The 19251-nt window shown below is 45.0% G+C and carries 19 protein-coding genes; 10 read left to right on the top strand and 9 right to left on the bottom strand.

Annotated elements, in window-relative coordinates:
• Positions 1 to 2: 2 nt before the first annotated feature.
• From R7F67_RS11890 to R7F67_RS11865, 6 genes are all read right to left on the bottom strand, one after another.
• Positions 3 to 1283 carry an ABC transporter permease gene (locus tag R7F67_RS11890; protein WP_047100695.1) on the bottom strand — a complete coding sequence of 427 codons (1281 nt, stop codon included), beginning with the start codon at positions 1281 to 1283 and terminating at the stop codon, positions 3 to 5.
• Entirely contained in the window at positions 1280 to 2401 is a 1122-nt protein-coding gene (locus tag R7F67_RS11885) for an ABC transporter ATP-binding protein (protein WP_213973380.1), read from the bottom strand. The genes R7F67_RS11890 and R7F67_RS11885 overlap by 4 nt, the downstream gene beginning before the upstream one ends.
• 73 nt (positions 2402 to 2474) lie before the next feature.
• Positions 2475 to 3389, bottom strand: coding sequence for a dihydrodipicolinate synthase family protein (locus tag R7F67_RS11880; RefSeq protein ID WP_213973379.1), 915 nt, complete (start codon positions 3387 to 3389; stop codon positions 2475 to 2477).
• Positions 3390 to 3445: 56 nt separating this feature from the next.
• Positions 3446 to 4420, bottom strand: a complete 975-nt coding sequence (locus R7F67_RS11875; protein WP_213973378.1) for an ornithine cyclodeaminase family protein — start codon at positions 4418 to 4420, stop codon at positions 3446 to 3448.
• Between the two features lie 87 nt (positions 4421 to 4507).
• Positions 4508 to 5581, bottom strand: coding sequence for a polyamine ABC transporter substrate-binding protein (locus R7F67_RS11870; RefSeq protein WP_318057191.1), 1074 nt, complete (start codon positions 5579 to 5581; stop codon positions 4508 to 4510).
• Positions 5582 to 5704: 123 nt separating this feature from the next.
• The gene (locus R7F67_RS11865; protein ID WP_033905157.1) at positions 5705 to 6961 is read right to left on the bottom strand and encodes an NAD(P)/FAD-dependent oxidoreductase; all 1257 of its coding nucleotides are present in this window, start codon (positions 6959 to 6961) and stop codon (positions 5705 to 5707) included.
• Positions 6962 to 7070: 109 nt separating this feature from the next.
• Between R7F67_RS11865 and R7F67_RS11860 the strand changes: the two genes are divergently transcribed.
• The 6 genes from R7F67_RS11860 to R7F67_RS11835 all read left to right on the top strand — a co-directional run bounded on the left by R7F67_RS11860 (position 7071) and on the right by R7F67_RS11835 (position 13600).
• Positions 7071 to 8072 (top strand): 4-hydroxyproline epimerase, encoded by a 1002-nt coding sequence (locus R7F67_RS11860; protein WP_149191860.1) that lies wholly within the window; start codon positions 7071 to 7073, stop codon positions 8070 to 8072.
• 21 nt (positions 8073 to 8093) lie between these two features.
• Positions 8094 to 9626 (top strand): aldehyde dehydrogenase (NADP(+)), encoded by a 1533-nt coding sequence (locus R7F67_RS11855; protein WP_258474638.1) that lies wholly within the window; start codon positions 8094 to 8096, stop codon positions 9624 to 9626.
• A 152-nt stretch (positions 9627 to 9778) separates the two neighbouring features.
• Positions 9779 to 10453 (top strand): GntR family transcriptional regulator, encoded by a 675-nt coding sequence (locus R7F67_RS11850; RefSeq protein WP_005377862.1) that lies wholly within the window; start codon positions 9779 to 9781, stop codon positions 10451 to 10453.
• A 30-nt stretch (positions 10454 to 10483) separates the two neighbouring features.
• Positions 10484 to 11248: a hypothetical protein gene (locus R7F67_RS11845; RefSeq protein WP_005377865.1), complete on the top strand. Its 765-nt coding sequence runs from the start codon at positions 10484 to 10486 to the stop codon at positions 11246 to 11248.
• A 365-nt stretch (positions 11249 to 11613) separates the two neighbouring features.
• Positions 11614 to 13209, top strand: coding sequence for a S41 family peptidase (locus R7F67_RS11840; protein WP_025766760.1), 1596 nt, complete (start codon positions 11614 to 11616; stop codon positions 13207 to 13209).
• Between the two features lie 70 nt (positions 13210 to 13279).
• Positions 13280 to 13600 carry a hypothetical protein gene (locus R7F67_RS11835; RefSeq protein ID WP_053303157.1) on the top strand — a complete coding sequence of 107 codons (321 nt, stop codon included), beginning with the start codon at positions 13280 to 13282 and terminating at the stop codon, positions 13598 to 13600.
• 71 nt (positions 13601 to 13671) lie between these two features.
• Here R7F67_RS11835 and rlmF read toward each other — a convergent pair whose 3' ends face one another.
• Both rlmF and R7F67_RS11825 read right to left on the bottom strand, forming a co-directional pair.
• A complete protein-coding gene (gene rlmF / locus R7F67_RS11830) occupies positions 13672 to 14799 on the bottom strand; it encodes a 23S rRNA (adenine(1618)-N(6))-methyltransferase RlmF (RefSeq protein ID WP_115385898.1) in 1128 nt (375 codons plus the stop codon).
• On the bottom strand, positions 14786 to 15301 hold the full coding sequence (locus R7F67_RS11825; protein ID WP_154204655.1) for a M48 family metallopeptidase: 516 nt from the start codon (positions 15299 to 15301) through the stop codon (positions 14786 to 14788). Before R7F67_RS11825 ends, rlmF begins: the two co-directional genes overlap by 14 nt.
• Before the next feature lie 138 nt (positions 15302 to 15439).
• Between R7F67_RS11825 and R7F67_RS11820 the strand changes: the two genes are divergently transcribed.
• A complete protein-coding gene (locus R7F67_RS11820; RefSeq protein ID WP_005377871.1) occupies positions 15440 to 15670 on the top strand; it encodes a glutaredoxin family protein in 231 nt (76 codons plus the stop codon).
• 27 nt (positions 15671 to 15697) lie between these two features.
• Here the strand turns inward: R7F67_RS11820 and R7F67_RS11815 are convergent, their stop codons facing one another.
• Positions 15698 to 16567, bottom strand: a complete 870-nt coding sequence (locus tag R7F67_RS11815) for a LysR family transcriptional regulator (RefSeq protein WP_005389786.1) — start codon at positions 16565 to 16567, stop codon at positions 15698 to 15700.
• Between the two features lie 106 nt (positions 16568 to 16673).
• Between R7F67_RS11815 and R7F67_RS11810 the strand changes: the two genes are divergently transcribed.
• The 3 genes from R7F67_RS11810 to R7F67_RS11800 all read left to right on the top strand — a co-directional run bounded on the left by R7F67_RS11810 (position 16674) and on the right by R7F67_RS11800 (position 19244).
• Entirely contained in the window at positions 16674 to 17897 is a 1224-nt protein-coding gene (locus tag R7F67_RS11810) for an MFS transporter (RefSeq protein ID WP_154204656.1), read from the top strand.
• 89 nt (positions 17898 to 17986) lie between these two features.
• Complete coding sequence (locus R7F67_RS11805) at positions 17987 to 18559, top strand: DUF1415 domain-containing protein (RefSeq protein ID WP_025766766.1); 573 nt, start codon at positions 17987 to 17989, stop codon at positions 18557 to 18559.
• A gap of 109 nt (positions 18560 to 18668) precedes the next feature.
• On the top strand, positions 18669 to 19244 hold the full coding sequence (locus R7F67_RS11800; protein ID WP_025766767.1) for a nucleoside triphosphate pyrophosphohydrolase family protein: 576 nt from the start codon (positions 18669 to 18671) through the stop codon (positions 19242 to 19244).
• Positions 19245 to 19251: the final 7 nt, after the last annotated feature.

Here is a 19251-nt window from a genome sequence, read left to right as displayed (position 1 = left end):
GGTTATCCCCCTACCTTAAGGTTGTTAATGCCAACCACACGGTTGAACATATAAAACAGAACCAGTACAACGAACAAAAGCAGTCCACCCAATGCGCCAGCCATCCCCCAGTTCAGTGATGTCTGCATATGATAGGCAATCATATTGGAGATCATCTGTCCGCTTCTTCCACCAACCAAAGCGGGTGTAATGTAGAAACCAATAGAAAGAATGAAAGTAAGCAAAGCCCCCGCACCTATCCCCGGTAACGTAAGCGGCATATAAACTTTGATGAACGCAATGAAAGGCGTCGCGCCTAGAGAACGAGCGGCACGGAAATAAGTTGGGCTAATTCCTTTCATTACGCTATACAGAGGCAGGATCATAAAAGGCAACAGAATGTGCACCATAGACACCACCGTTCCGAAGGTATTGTGAATCATCTGAATTCGCTCAGAAGTAAAACCCGACCAAATAAGGAGATCATTAATGACCCCTTGGTTTTGCAGCAGAACAATCCAAGACGTGGTTCTGACTAACAATGATGTCCAAAATGGCAGCAGCACAATAATTAAAAGTAAGTTCGCGCGCTTATCAGGTAAATTGGCAAGCAGGTAAGCAACGGGGTACGCCATCACCAAACAAATTAAGGTGATTGAAATAGACATCCAAAAAGTTTTAAAGAAAAGGTCGACGTATATTTGGCGTTTTTCTGGTTGGGGCTCAATGTCTCCAAACTCATTCACTTGCAAGTCTAGCGCTGCAAGATAATGACTGAATGTTAATGCGCCACTAAGATTCTTAAACGCCGCCCAATATTTAGGATTAGTCCATCGCTTATCCAGCTTAGCCAACTGTGTCACCGAGCTCGGCAGCGACGTCAAACGAGACAACTTTCTGCCGGTTTTCATGAGTAAACTGCGCATACCAGACTCTTCAATATTCATCCGGTTGGCTATTTTCGGCAGCTCTTTGCTTTGATAAAGCGCAAGTACTTCAACAGAGAATGCCTCAATGACTTCTTGATGAGGCTGACCTTGATAATCCCAACTTTCTAAGGCTTGAATAGTTTGTGGTAGTGACAGGGATATTTCTCGGTTATCCACGCTTCGATAAAGCATGTCGAGGATAGGAAAAGCAAACGTAAGCAGAATAAAACACACCAATGGCGTTGTGAGCATAATGGAGCGAAGCTTTTTTCGGCGCTCGGCCTTTTGCAACTGCGCTTTCAAATTGGTTTCTTGCTCATGAACTTGGCGTTCGATTTCCAATACAGAATCTAATGCGGTTAGCTCTCGACTCATGCTGCTACCTCGCTACTTTGAGTTTGTGTCCCATCAAGAGCATGGCAATCGTCACTTTGCCAACCAATACGACAAATTGAGCCAGGCGTTAACTGCAAGTGTTTACGATTATCGTTAGGTACTTTAACGATGAAGTGACCAACGCTCTCTACTTCGACGACCAGACGATAATGATCACCGTGATAAATCAATTCTCGTAGGACGCCCGAGACTTGGTTCTCACAAGACGCTTTCTCTGGTTGAATAACAATCTTTTCTGGTCGAATGGAAAGTGTTGTTCTCTGCCCTTGCTCAGAGACTCTGACAGGTTTCGCAGTAAATAACTCTTTCCCAACGAGCACTTGGCAATACTTTCCGTTCCACTCTTTGACTAAACCTGAGAGTTGGTTGTTTTCTCCGATAAACTGCGCAACAAACGTATTACTCGGAGATTCATAAAGCTCGGTTGGTGTCGCGAGTTGTTGCACTTCGCCGTGATTAAAAACCGCAATACGGTCGGACATAGTGAGAGCTTCGTCTTGATCGTGCGTCACATACAAAATGGTAATGCCAAGCTTTTCATGCAAATGTTTAATTTCCATCTGCATTTGCTCGCGCAGCTGCTTATCTAACGCGCCTAGTGGTTCATCCATCAACACGAGTTTAGGCTCAAACACTAATGCTCGCGCTAACGCAACACGCTGTTGTTGACCACCTGATAACTGCTTCGGGTATCGAGTCGCAACATGCTCAAGCTCGACAATTTCTAATACACTCTGAACTTTGCTTTGAATCGTGTCACTGTCGAGTTTTCGCACCTTTAAAGGAAACGCAAGATTCTCAGCAATGGTCATATGTGGAAACAACGCATAGTTTTGAAACACCATACCAATATCGCGCTTGTGCGGCGCGAGATGATTGACAGGAACGCCATCGATATAAATGTCTCCACCGGTCGCAGTTTCAAAGCCTGCTAGCATCATCAAGCAAGTGGTCTTGCCCGATCCTGACGGCCCCAACATAGTAACGAACTCTCCAGGAGTAATATCTAAGTTGAAGTCTTTCACCACCAAATTCGTGCCATCGTAGGTTTTCTTAACGTGTTGAAAGCTGACATAGTCCTTGTTTTCCGTGCTCATGACTTCCCTCTTCTCATTTTTTGAATATTACGAATGAGTAGAGCGTCAGTTAACGCTCTACTAAACAGCACAATTACAGATTGTATTTGGATAGGTCTAAGCGGGTTTCTAACGCATGTTCAACCATTTGAATGACTTGTTGACGCTCTTCACCTTGTAAGAGTTGGCGTGGCGCACGAACTTGTTCAGAGCCACGTCCGCAGACTTGCTCGGCCAATTTTATGCACTGAACCAGCGTAGGAATGGTGTCTAAACGCAGTAGGGGTAAGAACCAACGGTAGATCTCTAACGCTTCAGCATAACGACCTTGGCTTGCCAGTTTATAAATCGCAACGGACTCTTCTGGGAATGCGTTGGTTAAACCAGAAATCCAGCCGGTCGCACCTAGCATCAATGATTCAAGAGCGATGTCATCAACACCACTGAACACGGTAAAGCGGTCATCAAATTTATTGTAAAGCTCGGTGATACGACGAGTATCAGTGGTCGACTCTTTGATAGCTACAATACTTTCAAACTCAGCCAGTTTCGCCATGATATCGAGGTTTACATCGACACCATAAGCAACCGGGTTGTTGTAAATCATGATTGGCATTTCTGGCGTTGCTTCTGCTAGCGTGCGGTAATATTCGAACGTTTCGCTCTCAGACGTGCGGTAAACCATGGCAGGCATCACCATACAACCATCGATACCAATTTTGTACGCATCCTGCATGTAATCAACAGCTGCTGTGGTAATAGGCTCTGCTGTACCAGCAATCAAAGGCACACGGCCATTTACGACTTCTTTTGCCGCTTGCAAAACCTGGCGTTTCTCCTCCGGGTACAACGCGCAGTTCTCACCGACAGTACCCAAGCAGATAATGCCATTCACACCATCTTTAATCTGGTTGTCTATAACGGTTTGCGTTGCGTCTAAGTCAATTGACTGATCTTGACGAAATTGCGTACTGACCGCCGGATAAACACCTTTCCAATCAATTTTCATGAACTACTTTCCTTATATGTATATTGTATGCAATTTAAATGAACGAGCGAAAATGCTCAGACATGGCTATCTATGCCATTTTCTAACAACACCGCCTTTACAGCGGCCAAATCAGCCAAAGCACTGCCAACTGATTTGTATAAAGTAATGACCTCATCGTTTTGACGTCCTGAGATTTGTTGGGCGCAAAGCTGCGGTAATTCCCCTTTGATATCGTCTGACGTGAATACGCCCTCTTGAATTGGAATGAGAAGATCGCCCGCTTCGGCTAATACATTAATACGGCTATCAACATACACCTGTGCTCGTTGCACTGCTTTAGAGTCGCATTCACGCTTGTCCAAGTCATGATTACCGACCAAATCAATATGGGTGCCCGGCTGCACGTCTGCGCCATTAAACAAAGGCTCTGCTGATGCAGTAATACAGCTGATGATGTCAACGTGTTTGATAACGTGGTCCACATTTTCTACGACTGAAACACGGAACCGACGCTCATCAGGAAGCGACTGATACTCTGAAGATGACACAATGGCATCTACCGTCGCCTCGGCTTTGTCTGAGTTACGCCCCCAAATATAAACCTGCTTAAGTGGGCGAACCGCAGCGTATGCCCACGCAAAATAAGGCGCAAGATTGCCCGTTCCGCAGATCAACAGACGATCAGCATCGGGACGCGCCAAATAGTCCGCTGCCAACGCAGAAGCTGCGGCGGTGCGCCAAAACGTTAAAACTTTACCGTCCACGAGTGCGAGCGGCTCACCATCGTTTCGTCTGAAAACAAGCAGCTTAGATGCAAGCGTATCTTTGCCTTGCTCGGGATTATGCGGGAAATACGTAAAGGCTTTCACCGCAATCAACTCCCGGTTCCAAGCTGGAAGTAGCGCAAACGCCTCGTATTCTCCCTCTTCTAAGGGCATGACTCGGCGTTGAGGTATTGTTGCTGGCCGCGAGTACATTTCACGCATCGTTTCAATAAGAGACTTCATTGTTAAACATTGCGCGACTTGCTGTGCTTCGATGACTTTCATCATTTCTCCGAAAACATAAATACAGTTGAGGAAAAGTACGGAACCTCGCTTATGGATGAAAACTCGGCCCCACACAAAAATTAACGCCTAGTTAAGCAGCCAGGTGTTGAACTCTTCATTGAGTTCATCCGCGTAGTCTGACCACCATTCATCGTTAATCAGGAAGGCCGTTTGGAAGTTTTGAGGTGCGGTAGGAAGGTTCGCTAAAATGTCTGGGTTCACCTCCGCCGAAGACGACTTACGCGTAGGCCCATAGGCAACGTACTTAGCTTGATCAGCTAATGGTTTTGTTCCTGAAGAAAAAGCAATGAAGTCCAATGCAAGCTTTGTGTTCTCACTCCCTTTAGGTATCGCCCATCCATTCATGTAACCCATTTGACGGTCCCATATAATCCGAAATGGTTGACCTTCATCTTTACGGGCATTGTGAATTCGGCCGTTAAACGCCGAGGCGATCACCACTTCTTTGTCTGCAAGCATTTGAGGTGGCTGGGCACCTGTTGTCCACCACAGCACTTCTGATTTGATCGTATCCAACTTAGCAAAAGCACGCTCACGCCCCGCTTCGGTTTCGAGCAGGCTGTAGACCTCTTCTGGCTTTACACCATCAGCCAATAGTGCCCACTCAAGATTGCCCTGAGGTTGTTTTTGCAATGCACGTCGACCTGGAAAAGTTTTTAGGTCAAAAAGATCGGTCAACTTGCTAGGCAAAGCCTTACCTTTAAACGCGTCTTCGTTCACCGCTAATACTGTGGACACAACGATGGTATTGATTGCGCATTCGTGAATCGCACCATCAATGAAATCCTCTTGTGCTGGTGTTCCATCTGCGCCCGGAGGCAAAATACTTGGGCTCACTGGTTCTAGTAACCCTTCGGCGCAACCACGAACAATGTCTGGCTTGTCGAGAGAAACCAAATCCCAGCGCACGTTGTTCGCTTCCACCTGTGCTTTAATTTCAGCTAATCCGCCGCTGAAATCCTCGGATACGATCTCAACACCTGTTCTTTTAATGAAAGGCTTATGATATGCCTCCACTTGGCTCTTGGTGAATGCACCACCCCAAGATACGACCGTCAATTTGTCTTCAGCATAAGCAGAGGCCCCCAACAGCATTCCTGAAATCAACAGCGCCAATGGTGCTTTGGTCATTCGTGACATGTTTTACTCCTTTTGGTTGTTTTTCTGGAGGCATCCGAGTACGGCTGTTGGACACCATTTTTGTTAAAATTAAGTTAACATTAGCATTTAATATATTTTATACAATATTTAATATTAAATTTTTCAGGCGAATCGTTGTAATGAAAAAGGTGATAGATCAATCGATGTCGGCTTTCCTTCGATAAGCTCTAAAAGGAGATCTGCCGTAATCGCCGCTTGAGTTAATCCAAGGTGTTGGTGGCCAAATGCCAGTAATACATTTCCATCCCAAATGCTATCAATAACCGGTAACGAGTCGACTGTTGAAGGCCGATTACCCATCCACTTTTCTCCTTGCTTGAGTGGATTTAACTCCGATTCAAACATCTCATCACCTAACTGAAAAAGCATTTCTGAACGTTTCATATTGGGTGGTGATTCTACATCGGCATACTCAACAGTGCCTGCCAAGCGTAGCCCGCCAGACATCGGAGTCATGATGAATTTTCTATCGGCAGAGCTAATAGGAAATGGCAGTACATCACGCTTGTCATCCACCATTAGGTGATAACCACGCTCGGCTTGAATAGGCACTTTGACTCCGGTTAGCTGCCATATCAAAGGCTTAGAATGTACACCAGCGGCAACGATGATTCGGTCAAATGAATGTGTTTGAGACTCAACCAACACATCACCATTTTTCTCCAACGCAGATACACCTTTTTGTAAAATCTTACCGCCAAGAGCTTCAAAAGCTTCACTTAGCTCAACACAGATCTGATAAGGGTCTAGCGTATGTCCTGTATCGGGAAAAAAGACGCCGACACGAACCTTATGGCTGAGATCAGGTATCCGCTTTCGAATCGCCTCTTGCGTCCAAACTTGATACGCCACACCGTTTTTGGCCAGTGAGTTAAGCGTACTTTGGTAGTCTTTAAACAGTTTCTCGTTTTCAAAAGTGAGCAATGAACCATTCATTTTTATTAGATGCGCTTTTCCGATTGAATCAAGCACGCCACGCCAACTTGCCACTGACCGCTCGTTAAGAGTTTTAATCGCGTTTTTTGCCTGCTCCGCGGCTGATGGCTTTGTTTGTAATAGAAAACGAATCATCCACCCGATAGTGCTTGGAATATCTTGCCAACGGATCGAAACCGGACTTTTGGGATCTAGCAGCATTTTAGGTAATTGTGGAAGCAGCGCTGGCGTTGCAAGAGGGAAGATTTGCTCAGTCGCGATATGACCTGCATTTCCCTTAGAGCATCCATTCCCCACGCCATTGGGATCAAAAATTGTGACTTGATAACCTTGCTGCTGCAACTTCAATCCAATTGATAAGCCAATAATCCCCGCACCTATCACGGCGATCCTTTCCTTTTTTGTTTCATCCTTGACCAACATAAATATGCTCCGAGTCACACTTGAAAACGTAGATTGTATACAATATATTTTACATTACGTTAACATCACTATTGTTTAATTCAACCATTTTTTCAGCAAGGAGCGAAAAATGAGACAAGGAACTTTTTTCTGTATTGATGCCCACACCTGCGGCAACCCAGTTAGGCTGGTCGCAGGCGGTGTGCCTCCACTCGAAGGCAATACCATGAGCGAAAAGCGCCAATACTTTCTTGAGCATTATGATTGGATTCGTCAGGCACTCATGTTTGAGCCTCGCGGACACTCGATGATGTCGGGGTCCGTTGTCTTGCCTCCTTGCAGCGATAACGCAGACGCTTCAATTCTGTTTATTGAAACCAGTGGCTGCTTACCAATGTGTGGCCACGGCACCATTGGAACCGTCACTACCGCTATCGAGAATCGCCTTATCACTCCCAAAAAAGAAGGCCGTTTGATACTTGATGTCCCAGCAGGACAAATCGAAGTGCACTACCAAACAAAAGGTGACAAGGTCACGTCAGTGAAGATATTTAACGTACCAGCTTACCTTGCCCACCAAGACGTAACCGTGAGCATAGAGGGCTTAGGTGAGCTCACTGTCGATGTTGCTTATGGCGGAAACTATTACGTAATCGTCGATCCTCAAGAAAACTACGCCGGACTTGAACACTACTCTCCAGATGAAATTTTGATGCTTTCACCAAAAGTTCGCGAAGCGGTATCTCGAGCGGTTGAGTGCGTACATCCAGAAGATCCAACAGTGTGCGGTGTTTCTCACGTGCTATGGACCGGAGAGCCCACTCAAGAAAACGCCACCGCTCGAAATGCTGTGTTTTACGGCGACAAAGCGTTGGATCGTTCGCCATGTGGTACGGGAACAAGTGCACGTATGGCGCAATGGCATGCAAGAGGCAAGCTCAATCAAGGGGAAGACTTTGTTCACGAAAGTATCATCGGCAGCCTATTTCAAGGACGTATAGAAGGCATTACCGAAGTGAATGGCAAAGCCGCTATTTTGCCAAGTATTGAAGGATGGGCACAAGTATACGGTCACAACACAATATGGGTAGACGATGAAGACCCATATGCGTACGGATTTGAAGTGAAGTAATAAGGATAGTAAGGAAGAATGATGAACCCACAAGAACCAACCACTTTTTACGCAGTCAACGCCTTTACTGGTGAGCCTCTACCTATTGCGTTTCCGGTACATGGAGAGCAAGAAGTTAATCAAGCCGCCTCAGCCGCCCAAAACGTTGCGCGTGAGTTTCGCCAACTAAGCAATGCAAAGCGAGCGAGCTTACTTTGCTCTATCGCCTCTGAATTGGAAGTGAAGAGTGAAGAAATCGTTGCTCGTGCTCATTTAGAAACTGCCCTTCCCGAAGCACGTTTAAGCGGTGAAATAGGACGTACAGCGAGCCAATTAAGACTATTTGCCGAGGTTGTGAGCTCGGGTAATCACCATCAAGCAATTTTCGATACGCCAAACCCAGACCGTCAACCACTGCCGAAACCAGATATTCGTCGTCAGCAAATCGCAATTGGCCCTGTCGCCGTGTTTGGTGCGTCTAATTTTCCGCTCGCATTTTCTACGGCAGGTGGTGATACGGCTTCGGCACTGGCAGCTGGCTGTCCTGTGATTGTAAAAGGCCATACCGCCCACCCTGGCACCAGTCAACTTGTTGCAGAGTGTATTGAGGCTGCACTTGAGAAAGAGTGCTTACCGCAAGCCATCTTCACGCTATTGCAAGGCAACAAACGCGCACTTGGCCAAGCACTCGTTACCCATCCAAAAATTAAAGGGGTTGGGTTTACAGGTTCCGTCGGTGGTGGCCGTGCGCTGTTCAATCTAGCTCAGCAAAGACCAGAGCCAATCCCCTTCTATGGTGAACTAGGGGCGATTAATCCAACATTTATTCTCCCTTCAGCCATACGAGCAAACGCCTCATTGGCTGAAGAGTTTGTGGCTTCTATGACTTTGGGCTGTGGACAATTTTGTACAAAACCAGGCGTTGTATTTGTCTTGAATAGCCCAGAAACGCAAGCCTTTATCGAAATCGCTCAAGGGTTAATTCGACAACAATCAACGGCCACTTTGCTAACGCAAGGAATCCGAGAAACGTATGAATCCGAAGTGGATAAGCGAGCTTCCGAAACAGGCATTAACGTAACTCGTTCTGAACAAGCAGAAGCGACCAATGTCTCACCAGCACTGTTCGTGACGGACAGTAAAAACTGGCGTGAAAACCCGCAATGGGAGGAAGAAATATTTGGTCCTCAATCGTTAATCGTAATCTGTGAAGATTTCGATGACATGTTGAAACTGAGTGATTCACTGACTGGATCGCTCACCGCAACCCTTCACGCTACCGCTGAAGACGAAGAACAAGCCAAGCAACTGCTTCCAAGTTTGGAAGAAATCGCCGGACGCCTTGTATTCAACGGTTGGCCAACTGGCGTCGAGGTTGGTTACGCTATGGTTCATGGTGGACCATATCCGGCTTCAACCAATTCTGCCTCAACATCTGTCGGTGCGGAGGCTATTCATCGTTGGTTGCGTCCGGTCTCTTATCAAGCTTTGCCAGAATCTTTATTGCCGGATTCATTAAAAGCGTCGAACCCACTGGGTATCCAACGCGCCATAGATGGCAGTGTGTCCCAATAAGCCCACCAAATGGCTCAAAAAGGCATCAACTGATGCCTTTTATTTCACTCTACTTCTCAAAACCTTCTTTCCTAGTTGGTTTGTGCCAGAAAAACAATAAACTACTAAAGTAAAATGGATTGGATACAATATTAATTTCACGGGAGACTTCAATGTCACAGAAACCTGTTTTTAAAACGCGCACTCAGCTCGTTGAGGAAGCAATTCGAACTCAGATCTTGAAGGGCGAGTTAAAAACTGGTCAACCTTTACGTCAAGATGCGTTAGCAAAAGAGTTTAATGTTAGCCGAATTCCTGTGCGTGAAGCGTTAGTTCAATTGGAAGCACAAGGACTCGTTAGCTTTGAACCTCACAAAGGTGCGACGGTCACTGAGCTATCTCCAGAGAAAATCAATGAGCTATTTGAACTGCGCGCTGTCGTGGAATGCCACATTTTAGAGCGCGCGATTCAAAATATGACAGACGCTGACCTTGAACGCGCGCGCGAAGTTCGCGAACGTTTCGAGTCAGTAGTGAACAGTGGCGACGAAGTAGAAGAATGGAGCAACTACAACTACGAGTTCCACAAAGCCCTATATGCGCCAGCCAACATGCCTGAAACTATGGACGTCATTTACAACCTGAACACAAAGTGTGACCGATACATACGCATGCAGCTATTGTTTACTACAGGCATTAAAAAGGCAGAAGAAGAGCACTTAAGCTTGTTTGAAATGTGCCAAAATCGCGATATCGAAGGCGCCAAGTACCTACTGAAAAAGCACATTCTAGAAGCAGGCACAGCGATTCGAAACCTGCTGCTTGAAAGGCAAAATATCAGCCAGTAAACGGAATAACGAATAAGGTGATATTCAAGGATGAATGTTGGACCAAAGTTTTTACTTGCAGCGCTACGACAAAAGATTAAAGAAGAAGGGCTTTGCTACAATTCCTTGTCAGAGAAAAGTGGCATCCCTTTATCTAGTATTAAACGCCACCTACATAATCCAGCTTTAGGTTTGGATAAAGTACTTATTTATCTGAACTACCTGAATACCGATCTCATCGAACTCGCAACCTTAGCCAACGAGCTTCAGCACCAAAACGAGCAAATGCTAACAGATGAAGAGAGCGCCCTTTTCGTTGAGCATCCTTATTTACTTGATTTTATTTATATGCTGACTTCTCGTGATATTAAACCGCAAGAGATAGCCCAAACTTACGGACTTTCTGATACAAGCTTACGATTCTATTTGCGTATCGCGGAAATTCTAGGATATGTCGAAAACTTCGGAGACGGCTTGTTTTACCGTTCTGGTCGTCGATTTATTATGGAAGAAGGTACGGCATTAGACACCTTATTCAAAGAGCGATTTCAACAAGATTCGCTTTCTCATGATATCAACCCAGGCGTATGTATAGGTCGCATTAGGCTCACCGAAGAGCAGAAAGTGCAAATAGAGGACGAGCTTTGTAATAAATTAGCGAAACTTAACGCAGTTAACACTTCCAACAATGAAGGTGAACTAACAAATATATTAATGCGCTGCACTCCCGGTGCTCAGATATTTTTCGCTGATGATTTACCTAACATTGACGGAAGCTTATTAAAGCACGTCGCTCAACTCACTAAATTAAGTTAAAGCATCAGATAAATAAATCAAACACCCCCGAGATAACATCATATATCCCTACCAAACTATTGATTCAAAGCGTTTCCTGAATCTAATTCTGATTTTTTATTTAGCAAGCGTCGCTTAGTCAACTAAGAACTTGTCTTAATTTCACACTTATTAATTGTCTTGTTAGCTCTTTTGAAATAGACAGAAAACTTAAGTAATGACTAATTTAGCTTAAGTATAAAAGACAACTTTTTTACGTTATTTACCTCACACTATTTAACTATAAATTTGCAGACGAACAAATTAAATTAATACATTCACCTAGCTAATAAAAACAAAAGCAAAACACATAATTATAATTCTATTATTTATAAGGACATAGAAAAGTGAAATTTAAGTATTCTTTAGCAACGGCAGTCACTCTCGCATTATTACAAGGCTGTGGCGGTGGTGGCGGTGATAGCTCATCACCTACTCCGTCCACTAGCAGTGCAAACGGTCCAACGTGGAAAGTTCATGATTTTAGCCAACCGTCGAAAACGTTTATCAACCAATGTGAAACGCCCCGCGTCGGACTGGACCCATATGACAACTATGCCGCCTATCCAGATAAATTGGGCTCTGCATTACACGAAAAACTCTTTTTAAGAGCTTTTACTAACGAAACGTATCTATGGTATGACGAGGTTCCTGATAATAATCCAGCAAACTACAAAACTGTTACTGATTACTTCAATACGCTGGTCACCTCTGCTACTACCGCGACGGGTAAACCAAAAGATCGCTTCCATTTTACCGTCCCTTATGAGGATGATATGAAATCATCGCAATCCGGTTTAGTTGCTGGATTTGGTTTTAACTGGGCATTCCTACGTGGCGTACAACCTCGAGACGTTCGTATTTCCTACACTGAAGAAGCCTCGCCAGCTGATAGAAGCGGCATTGCTCGTGGTGATAAGCTTCTGAAAATCAATAATATTGATGTGGTTAACACCGGTAGTCAGTCCGACATTGATTTTATTAATAAAACGCTCTTTAACCCTGACATCAATCAAGATTACACCTTCACATTTGAGAGTGTTGGCGGTCTAGAGAAAACCGTGACGCTTACCGCCTCTGATGTCATGACCTCTCCAGTTAAAAATGCCAAAGTGATTACACAAAATGGTATGCGGATCGGCTATCTGCAATACAACTCCTTTGAACCAAGCGCTCAAGCCCCGCTTATTGAGGCGTTCAGTACGCTCTCAGCAGAGAATGTTGACGAGATCGTCGTTGATTTACGTTACAACGGCGGTGGCTTAGTCCTTCAGTCCTCGCAAGTAGGCTACATGCTAAGCGGTGCTGGTCAGAACCGAGTCTTCAGTGAGTTGATTCATAATGACAAAGTGATGCGTACCATTAAAGATGGGGATAACATCTATCGCTTTACGAATCTAGCAATAGACTGGGCAGCACAGAAATATTCGGACCAAGTGCTTCCGACACTGAACAAAAAGCGCGTATATGTACTGACTTCAGGAGGCACGGCTTCCTCAAGTGAACTGTTGATCAACGCTTTGCGCGGCATTGATGTGGAGGTTATCCAAATAGGCTCAACAACCACAGGTAAACCGTATGGGTTCTCACCAGAACAAAACTGCGGCACTATGTACTACACTATTCAGTTCAAGTCGGCGAACGAGAAAAAATTTGGCGACTTCGCTGATGGTTTTATTCCTACTCCAAAGAGCCAAATCAATACCGAGCTAGGCTTAAACAATAGAGTGGAAGGTTGCTGGGTCAATGACGACCTAACAAAACCATTAGGCGATCCGTCTGAAGGTATGCTTTCTGCGGCGCTAAACTACATGGAAACTGGAACCTGTCCGCCAGTATCCCCTTCAAGTTTCAACGCCATGCCGCGTAACATTTCATCTCCGGAGTTAAGCGATCTTCGCTCTCCGCTACGAACAGAGGCAATTCATGTTGAGATCAACTAACTTTTTACGAATGCTGATTCGGGTTGCGCTTTTCTTAGGCACTTCGATTTCTTTGATAGGATGCCAAGCTATGTCACAAGAACCCGTTGAAGCATTGAGTAAAAAGAACTCTCCGGAAACAGTCATAGAGATTCAAAACGCGATCGCAGAAATCCAAGGGACACCAGCACCTAGAGTCGCAAATAACGTATTTGAATCCTCACCGCATTTGTTGATTGAAAAAGGACGAGTAAAAGGGAACAACAATCAACTGTTGGATGGCAGCTATACGGTTCTTCCAGACCAATATACGTTGCAGATAAGAGGTGAAACCTGTGGCTTGTACTATGCCAAAACAGATACTTTTGTCTCTCTCAGTTCACTAGATTGTGAGCCCATCATTAAGTTTTAGATCTCCCAAAATAGAAGCCCGCTGATATCAGCGGGCTTCCTACTTTATTGTTCAGTGTGAAACGGTCAACGTTACTTTAGTTCAATCCATGCTTTGCGCTGTTGCTTATCCATGTATGACCAAGCTACAAAGCGGCTCACTTTCTGCCCTTGACTCATTTCAACCACACGAATGGCTTTCACACCCAATTTTTCAAGCTGCTTGCGCATCGGGCGAACGTTGTCTTTTTTGGATATAAGTGTTGTAAACCACAAGACCTGTGCGGCAAAAGCTTGGCTTTCATTCGCCATTTTTCGGATAAACGCCGCTTCTCCGCCTTCACACCACAATTCAGCGTTTTGACCGCCAAAATTCAACGCAGGCTTACTTGTCTTTACTGGTGCGGTTTGAGGTTTTAGCCCTTTCTTGCGCTGGTTTGCTTTTAGATTATCGATTTTACGCTGGCTGCCCATAGCGGCATCTTCCGCCGAACGGTGGAATGGCGGATTACATGTCGTCACATCATAACGATCATTCGGTTGAATGATACCTCGATAAATATTGGCATCATTGTATTGCTGTACCAGTGCAATTTTTCCCTTCAAAACACGATTGTGCTCTACGATCGTTTGAGCCGATTGGATGGATTTTGGATCGACATCGCTGCCCGTATAGTGCCAACCGTATTTTGTTACACCAACAATCGGATAAATACAGTTTGCTCCCACGCCAATGTCCAACGCTTTCACTTTTTGGTGCGCGTACTGACCTTTTACTTCACCATCAAGAAGTTCTGCCACTCGGTGAATGTAATCAGCGCGGCCCGGAATCGGTGGGCAAAGGTAGGTGTCGGGAATGCCCCAGAACTCGATACCATAATACGCAGCAAGCAATGCTTTATTGAGAATTTTAACAGCGTTAGGATCAGAGAAGTTTATGGAGTCTTCCCCTTTCGGATTTTTGATAACGAATGGCTTTAACTGTGGTTCACTTTCCACGAGTTTTTTAAAATCGTAACGACCTCGATGAACATTACGCTCATGCAAACCATTCTTCGCTATTTTTATGAACTCGACTTCGCTCTTTCCTGCAGGCTGCGAGGATTTGCGCGCAACTTTGTCTTTAACACGCTTCGGCTTGGCTTTATTCGCGTCTTTATTCTGAGCCGCCTTTGAAGTCTTTGGCTTTGCTTGCTTCGCGTTGTGATTATTGTTCTTCATTCAAATTCGCTTTTAAATCGAGGTAAATCATAAACAAACGAGCATCAAATTCGAGTTGGTGATACTCAGGCTCCATATAGCAACATAGCTGATAGAACGCCTTGTCGTGGTTTTTCTCACGAGTATGCGCCAACTCATGTACCACCAGCATTCTTAATAGTGGCTCGGGCGCATCCTTAAATACATTGGCAATGCGAATCTCGTTTTTCGACTTCAGCTTACCGCCATGGTTTCTACTGATTACACTGTACAAACCAAGCGCGTTGTTTACCGCGTGAATTTTCTTATCGTAGACGACTTTACTGATTGGCGCGGCTTTCTTCATGTAGCGGTTTTTGATTGCCATGGCGTACTCATAGAGCGCCCTTTCGCTTTTGATTTGGTGCCTGTCCGGATAACGCTTCTCGAACCAAGGAACAAACTTGCCACTCGCTATCAATGAGCTCACCTGCTCTACGATGTTTTGTGGGTAGCCTTGAATGTATCGAAGTGACGGATGCATAGAATTAACGTCTGTTATGACAAAATAAAGGCGCTCAATATACCTGAGATAAAGGACAGTTTCACCTTAGCTTTCGCCTTTCATTTATTGTGAAAGGCCGTTAAACTTCGCCTCCCAATGATAATGGAGAGAAACTCAATGAAACGTGTCGTCCTTTACGTCAAAGACAAATGCCCTCACTGCAAAGATGCTCAACGTTATCTGGATTCGAAAAATATTAACTATCGTTTGTGCAATGCTAAGATGCAACGCGGTCGCAAAGAACTTGATGCGCTTGGTGCTCGTTCAGTGCCAGTTTTAAAAATTGGTGATCGGGTAATGATTGGCTGGAACCCAAAGAACTTCGAGAAGATGTACAAAGGCGACTAGTGCTCGGACGATGAATCTGCGCTGCGTTTAAACGTAGCGCTTGATAAAGTCGATAAACGTTCGATCTGCTATTGATAAATACCCCTGCTTGCGCCAAGCAAGTGCCAGATCCAGCGTCACTGGTGGTTCAAACGGTAAGCCAACAACGCCCGACTCATGTTGAGTCACCAATTCCAGTAACGCGGTAATCGCAAACTCTTGTTTTACAATACTCAAAATCAAAGGCAGTAAGTTGGTCTCGAATGATGACTTCATGGTAAACCCATGCTCCTCACTCACCTGATCCAAAAATTCGCGGTGAAAATAGCCATGCTGAAACATAACCAAATCGTGTTCAAAGAACTCATCAAAAGTAAGAGCGTGTCGCTGGGCTAACTCATGCTCAGGTGAAACAACTGCGACCATTTGGCTAGTAAACAAATGGTCAGTTTCTAGATCATCAGGCACATTATCACAACTGATCACACCAATATCGAGTTGACCATTGAGCAGCATACGACGAATCGATTGAGTTCCAGCTTCGACCAAGGTCAATTTTAACTCAGGGAATTGGCTTTTAAACGCCATCACAATTCGTGGAAAGAAATAACTGCCCATCATTGATGGCGTCCCTAGTCTTACTTCGCCTTTCGCTAAACCTTTCAACTCATCAATCGCGAGCTGCGCGTCGTGCAACTGTTGAATCACCCGCTTAGCATGTACAAATAACGTTTCGCCCTCTTTCGTTAAGCTGATTTTTTTATCATCACGGCGAAATAGGGTAACGCCCAAAGACTGCTCAAACTTTTTGATAGAAATGCTTAATGCGGGCTGGGCAATATGCAGGGCTTTCGCCGCATGGGTAATGTTTCCGTGTTCAGCGACCGCCAGAAAATGTTTAAGTTGTTTCGATTCCATTAGATCAAAAATATATGGTGTCCATATTTTTAATATATTTTTTTAATTTATAACGAACTGATAGATTGATCACAGTCTCTCCATTTGCTCACATTAGGCAGGATTCATGGTCAGTTTTGGCACACCGGAATACAAACGCATTACGCTCTCGCTAGCGCTTGGTTCCTTCTTGGTTTTTTCAAATTTATACCTACTACAGCCAATGCTGCCCACTTTTGCTCAAATTTTCACGATCTCAGAAACGCAAGTGAACTGGTTATTTGCGGCCTCAACACTCGCTCTCTCTTTTAGCCTCGTTCCAATGGCTGTGTTGTCAGAATCAGTGGGAAGAAAGCCAGTCATGATGGCTGGTCTGTTTTCGATTCCTACCCTTTCCGCTTTGATGCTATTTGGTGACTCATTTCTGTTTTTGGTGGTATGTCGAGCACTGATCGGTGTCGCGCTCGCAGCTTTTGCTGCAGTCGCCGTGGCTTACATGGCAGAAGAGCTCGACAAGCACGCTTTCTCGATGGCAATTGGAACGTACATTGCGGCTAACTCATTAGGCGGTATTGCAGGGCGTATTAGCGGCGGCTTATTGGCGGACAATTTCAGTGTTGATGTCGCCATTGAAGTTATGATGGTGTTCACTCTTCTTGGTGTCATTGGCGTTCACTATTTATTGCCAACACAGCGCAACTTCACCCCGTCATCAAGCAGCTTGCGCCATCAAAATCGTGCGCTTATTGGTCATTTTAAAAACCAACGCGTGTGGTTCGCAATGCTGATAGGAGGACTCAACTTTGCTTTGTTCGTCAACCTTTACTCCGTCATGGGTTTCCGTCTGGTGAGTGAACCTCACAATGTGCCCGTCGGGTTGGCCTCACTGATCTTTATTTGTTACTTGGGAGGGACTTTCTCCTCTCGTTGCGCAGGCCAATGGAGTAAACGTTATTCATCAATCCTCGGTATGTTCTTAGGCGCGATAGTGAGCATGGCGGGGATGTGGATTGCGGCGGTTGAAAGCTTGACTGCAATGCTATTTGGGTTGTTGCTGATAAGTTTTGGTGCCTTCTTTACTCATACCCTCGCCTACGGTTGGGTCGGTCAGAACGCCACTCGCGCCAAAGCCACCGCGACAGCGCTCTACTTAGTACACTACTACGTAGGCGGTAGCTTAGGAGGATTCTTACTTCTTTATTGTTGGCAACATGGTGGTTGGTCGAGTGTTCTTATGGGAGGAAGCGCAGTCTACCTAGCGATGTTTGCTGCAATTGCGTATTTGAAACACATTGCCGAAAGAAAGCATACTGACCAAACACCTGACGCTGCGAGTTTAAAGAGTAGCTAAGGTACGCTCATTTGCGTAATACCTCTCTGGTTACTTGGATAACCAACTCTGCTATGCTTGCGCTACTTTAATAAAAACCAGAAAGTCGTATGTCAACGCGTTCAACACAAAACACAGATATCGAAGCGATCACTCAACAGGTCGATCAATGGCTCAACGATGTAGTAATCGGTCTCAACCTTTGTCCATTTGCTGCCAAGCCGCAACGTAATAAACAAATCAAAATCTTTGTTAGTGAAGCGACTCAAGAAGAAGCGCTTCTAGAAGATATTTTATTGCAGCTGATTGAGCTGAGTAACACAGAACCCGAACAACTTGAGACCACGTTGGTTGTGGTTCCCAACATGCTACAAGATTTCTGGGACTACAACTTTTGCATAGATTGGGTTGAAGGATTAATTAAGCAGCAAAACTGGGAAGGTGTTTTCCAAGTAGCGACTTTCCATCCTGATTACTGTTTTGGCGGCGCAAGGCCTGAAGACGACGAAAACCTAACCAATCGTTCTCCTTACCCGATCTTCCATTTGATTCGCGAAGAGAGTATGGAAAAGGTACTAAAACACTATCCTGATCCTGAATCCATTCCCGATACGAACATCGCTCGTGTTTCCGCCCTTTCAGAGGAAGAACGTAAAAAGCTGTTCCCTTACCTATTTCGTTAAGCACCACCATTCCCAAAGGCAGATTTATCACCAGTTAGATGCAATGCCCTTGGGGTTCAAAGTGCGGTTTGGTATCATTGCCGCTTCAATCGATTCAATGGAAATTAGAATGCAACTGTCAAAGCTAACCCAAGAGATTTTTGATCACTTATACCGTGATATCACCGAGTTCCGTAGTACGTTCGACTTACCAGTCGCAGACGCTGCAAGCCTTGATACGCAAGCAGACACACTACACACCTCTTTGGCGATCGAAGAGCTAACAGAGCTAGCAGAAGCAGATTGTAAAACTGAGCAAGCAGATGCCATCGTAGACAGCGTGTATGTATTAATGGGCCGTCTCGTTCATCTTGGCCACAGCAAAATAGAAGACAACCTGGCGATCAGCTACTTAATTGATCTTCTATTAAACGTTGCGGTAAACCGTGGTATCGAATTTATTCCTTGCTGGGATGAAGTACATTCAAGCAACATGAGCAAAGTATGCCGTAACGAGCAAGAGTACTCAGAAACAGAAGCATTCTACGCGGAACAAGGTATCAAGTTGATGGCGGTGCAGAAAGGTGAGTACATCATCGCGAAATGCGCCGAAGATTTCGTATCGGAAGGTAAAACCATTCGTAAAGGCAAAGTACTCAAATCTGTTTACTACCGCCCTGCAGATCTAAAACCGTTAACTCAATAAGCGTTGA

It is taken from the genome of Vibrio sp. YT-17 (genome assembly GCF_033337375.1).
In the GTDB taxonomy this organism is placed as follows: domain Bacteria; phylum Pseudomonadota; class Gammaproteobacteria; order Enterobacterales; family Vibrionaceae; genus Vibrio; species Vibrio alginolyticus.
This window is presented reverse-complemented; position numbering and strand designations above follow the sequence as displayed.

Excerpts from the sequence above, each read along its gene's own strand:
- R7F67_RS11890 (WP_047100695.1), bottom strand. The coding sequence starts at position 1,283 with ATGAGTCGAGAGCTAACCGCATTAGATTCTGTATTGGAAATCGAACGC.
- R7F67_RS11885 (WP_213973380.1), bottom strand. The coding sequence starts at position 2,401 with ATGAGCACGGAAAACAAGGACTATGTCAGCTTTCAACACGTTAAGAAA.
- R7F67_RS11880 (WP_213973379.1), bottom strand. The coding sequence starts at position 3,389 with ATGAAAATTGATTGGAAAGGTGTTTATCCGGCGGTCAGTACGCAATTT.
- R7F67_RS11875 (WP_213973378.1), bottom strand. The coding sequence starts at position 4,420 with ATGAAAGTCATCGAAGCACAGCAAGTCGCGCAATGTTTAACAATGAAG.
- R7F67_RS11870 (WP_318057191.1), bottom strand. The coding sequence starts at position 5,581 with ATGTCACGAATGACCAAAGCACCATTGGCGCTGTTGATTTCAGGAATG.
- R7F67_RS11865 (WP_033905157.1), bottom strand. The coding sequence starts at position 6,961 with ATGTTGGTCAAGGATGAAACAAAAAAGGAAAGGATCGCCGTGATAGGT.
- R7F67_RS11860 (WP_149191860.1), top strand. The coding sequence starts at position 7,071 with ATGAGACAAGGAACTTTTTTCTGTATTGATGCCCACACCTGCGGCAAC.
- R7F67_RS11855 (WP_258474638.1), top strand. The coding sequence starts at position 8,094 with ATGAACCCACAAGAACCAACCACTTTTTACGCAGTCAACGCCTTTACT.
- R7F67_RS11850 (WP_005377862.1), top strand. The coding sequence starts at position 9,779 with ATGTCACAGAAACCTGTTTTTAAAACGCGCACTCAGCTCGTTGAGGAA.
- R7F67_RS11845 (WP_005377865.1), top strand. The coding sequence starts at position 10,484 with ATGAATGTTGGACCAAAGTTTTTACTTGCAGCGCTACGACAAAAGATT.
- R7F67_RS11835 (WP_053303157.1), top strand. The coding sequence starts at position 13,280 with ATGTCACAAGAACCCGTTGAAGCATTGAGTAAAAAGAACTCTCCGGAA.
- rlmF (WP_115385898.1), bottom strand. The coding sequence starts at position 14,799 with ATGAAGAACAATAATCACAACGCGAAGCAAGCAAAGCCAAAGACTTCA.
- R7F67_RS11825 (WP_154204655.1), bottom strand. The coding sequence starts at position 15,301 with ATGCATCCGTCACTTCGATACATTCAAGGCTACCCACAAAACATCGTA.
- R7F67_RS11820 (WP_005377871.1), top strand. The coding sequence starts at position 15,440 with ATGAAACGTGTCGTCCTTTACGTCAAAGACAAATGCCCTCACTGCAAA.
- R7F67_RS11815 (WP_005389786.1), bottom strand. The coding sequence starts at position 16,567 with ATGGAATCGAAACAACTTAAACATTTTCTGGCGGTCGCTGAACACGGA.
- R7F67_RS11810 (WP_154204656.1), top strand. The coding sequence starts at position 16,674 with ATGGTCAGTTTTGGCACACCGGAATACAAACGCATTACGCTCTCGCTA.
- R7F67_RS11805 (WP_025766766.1), top strand. The coding sequence starts at position 17,987 with ATGTCAACGCGTTCAACACAAAACACAGATATCGAAGCGATCACTCAA.
- R7F67_RS11800 (WP_025766767.1), top strand. The coding sequence starts at position 18,669 with ATGCAACTGTCAAAGCTAACCCAAGAGATTTTTGATCACTTATACCGT.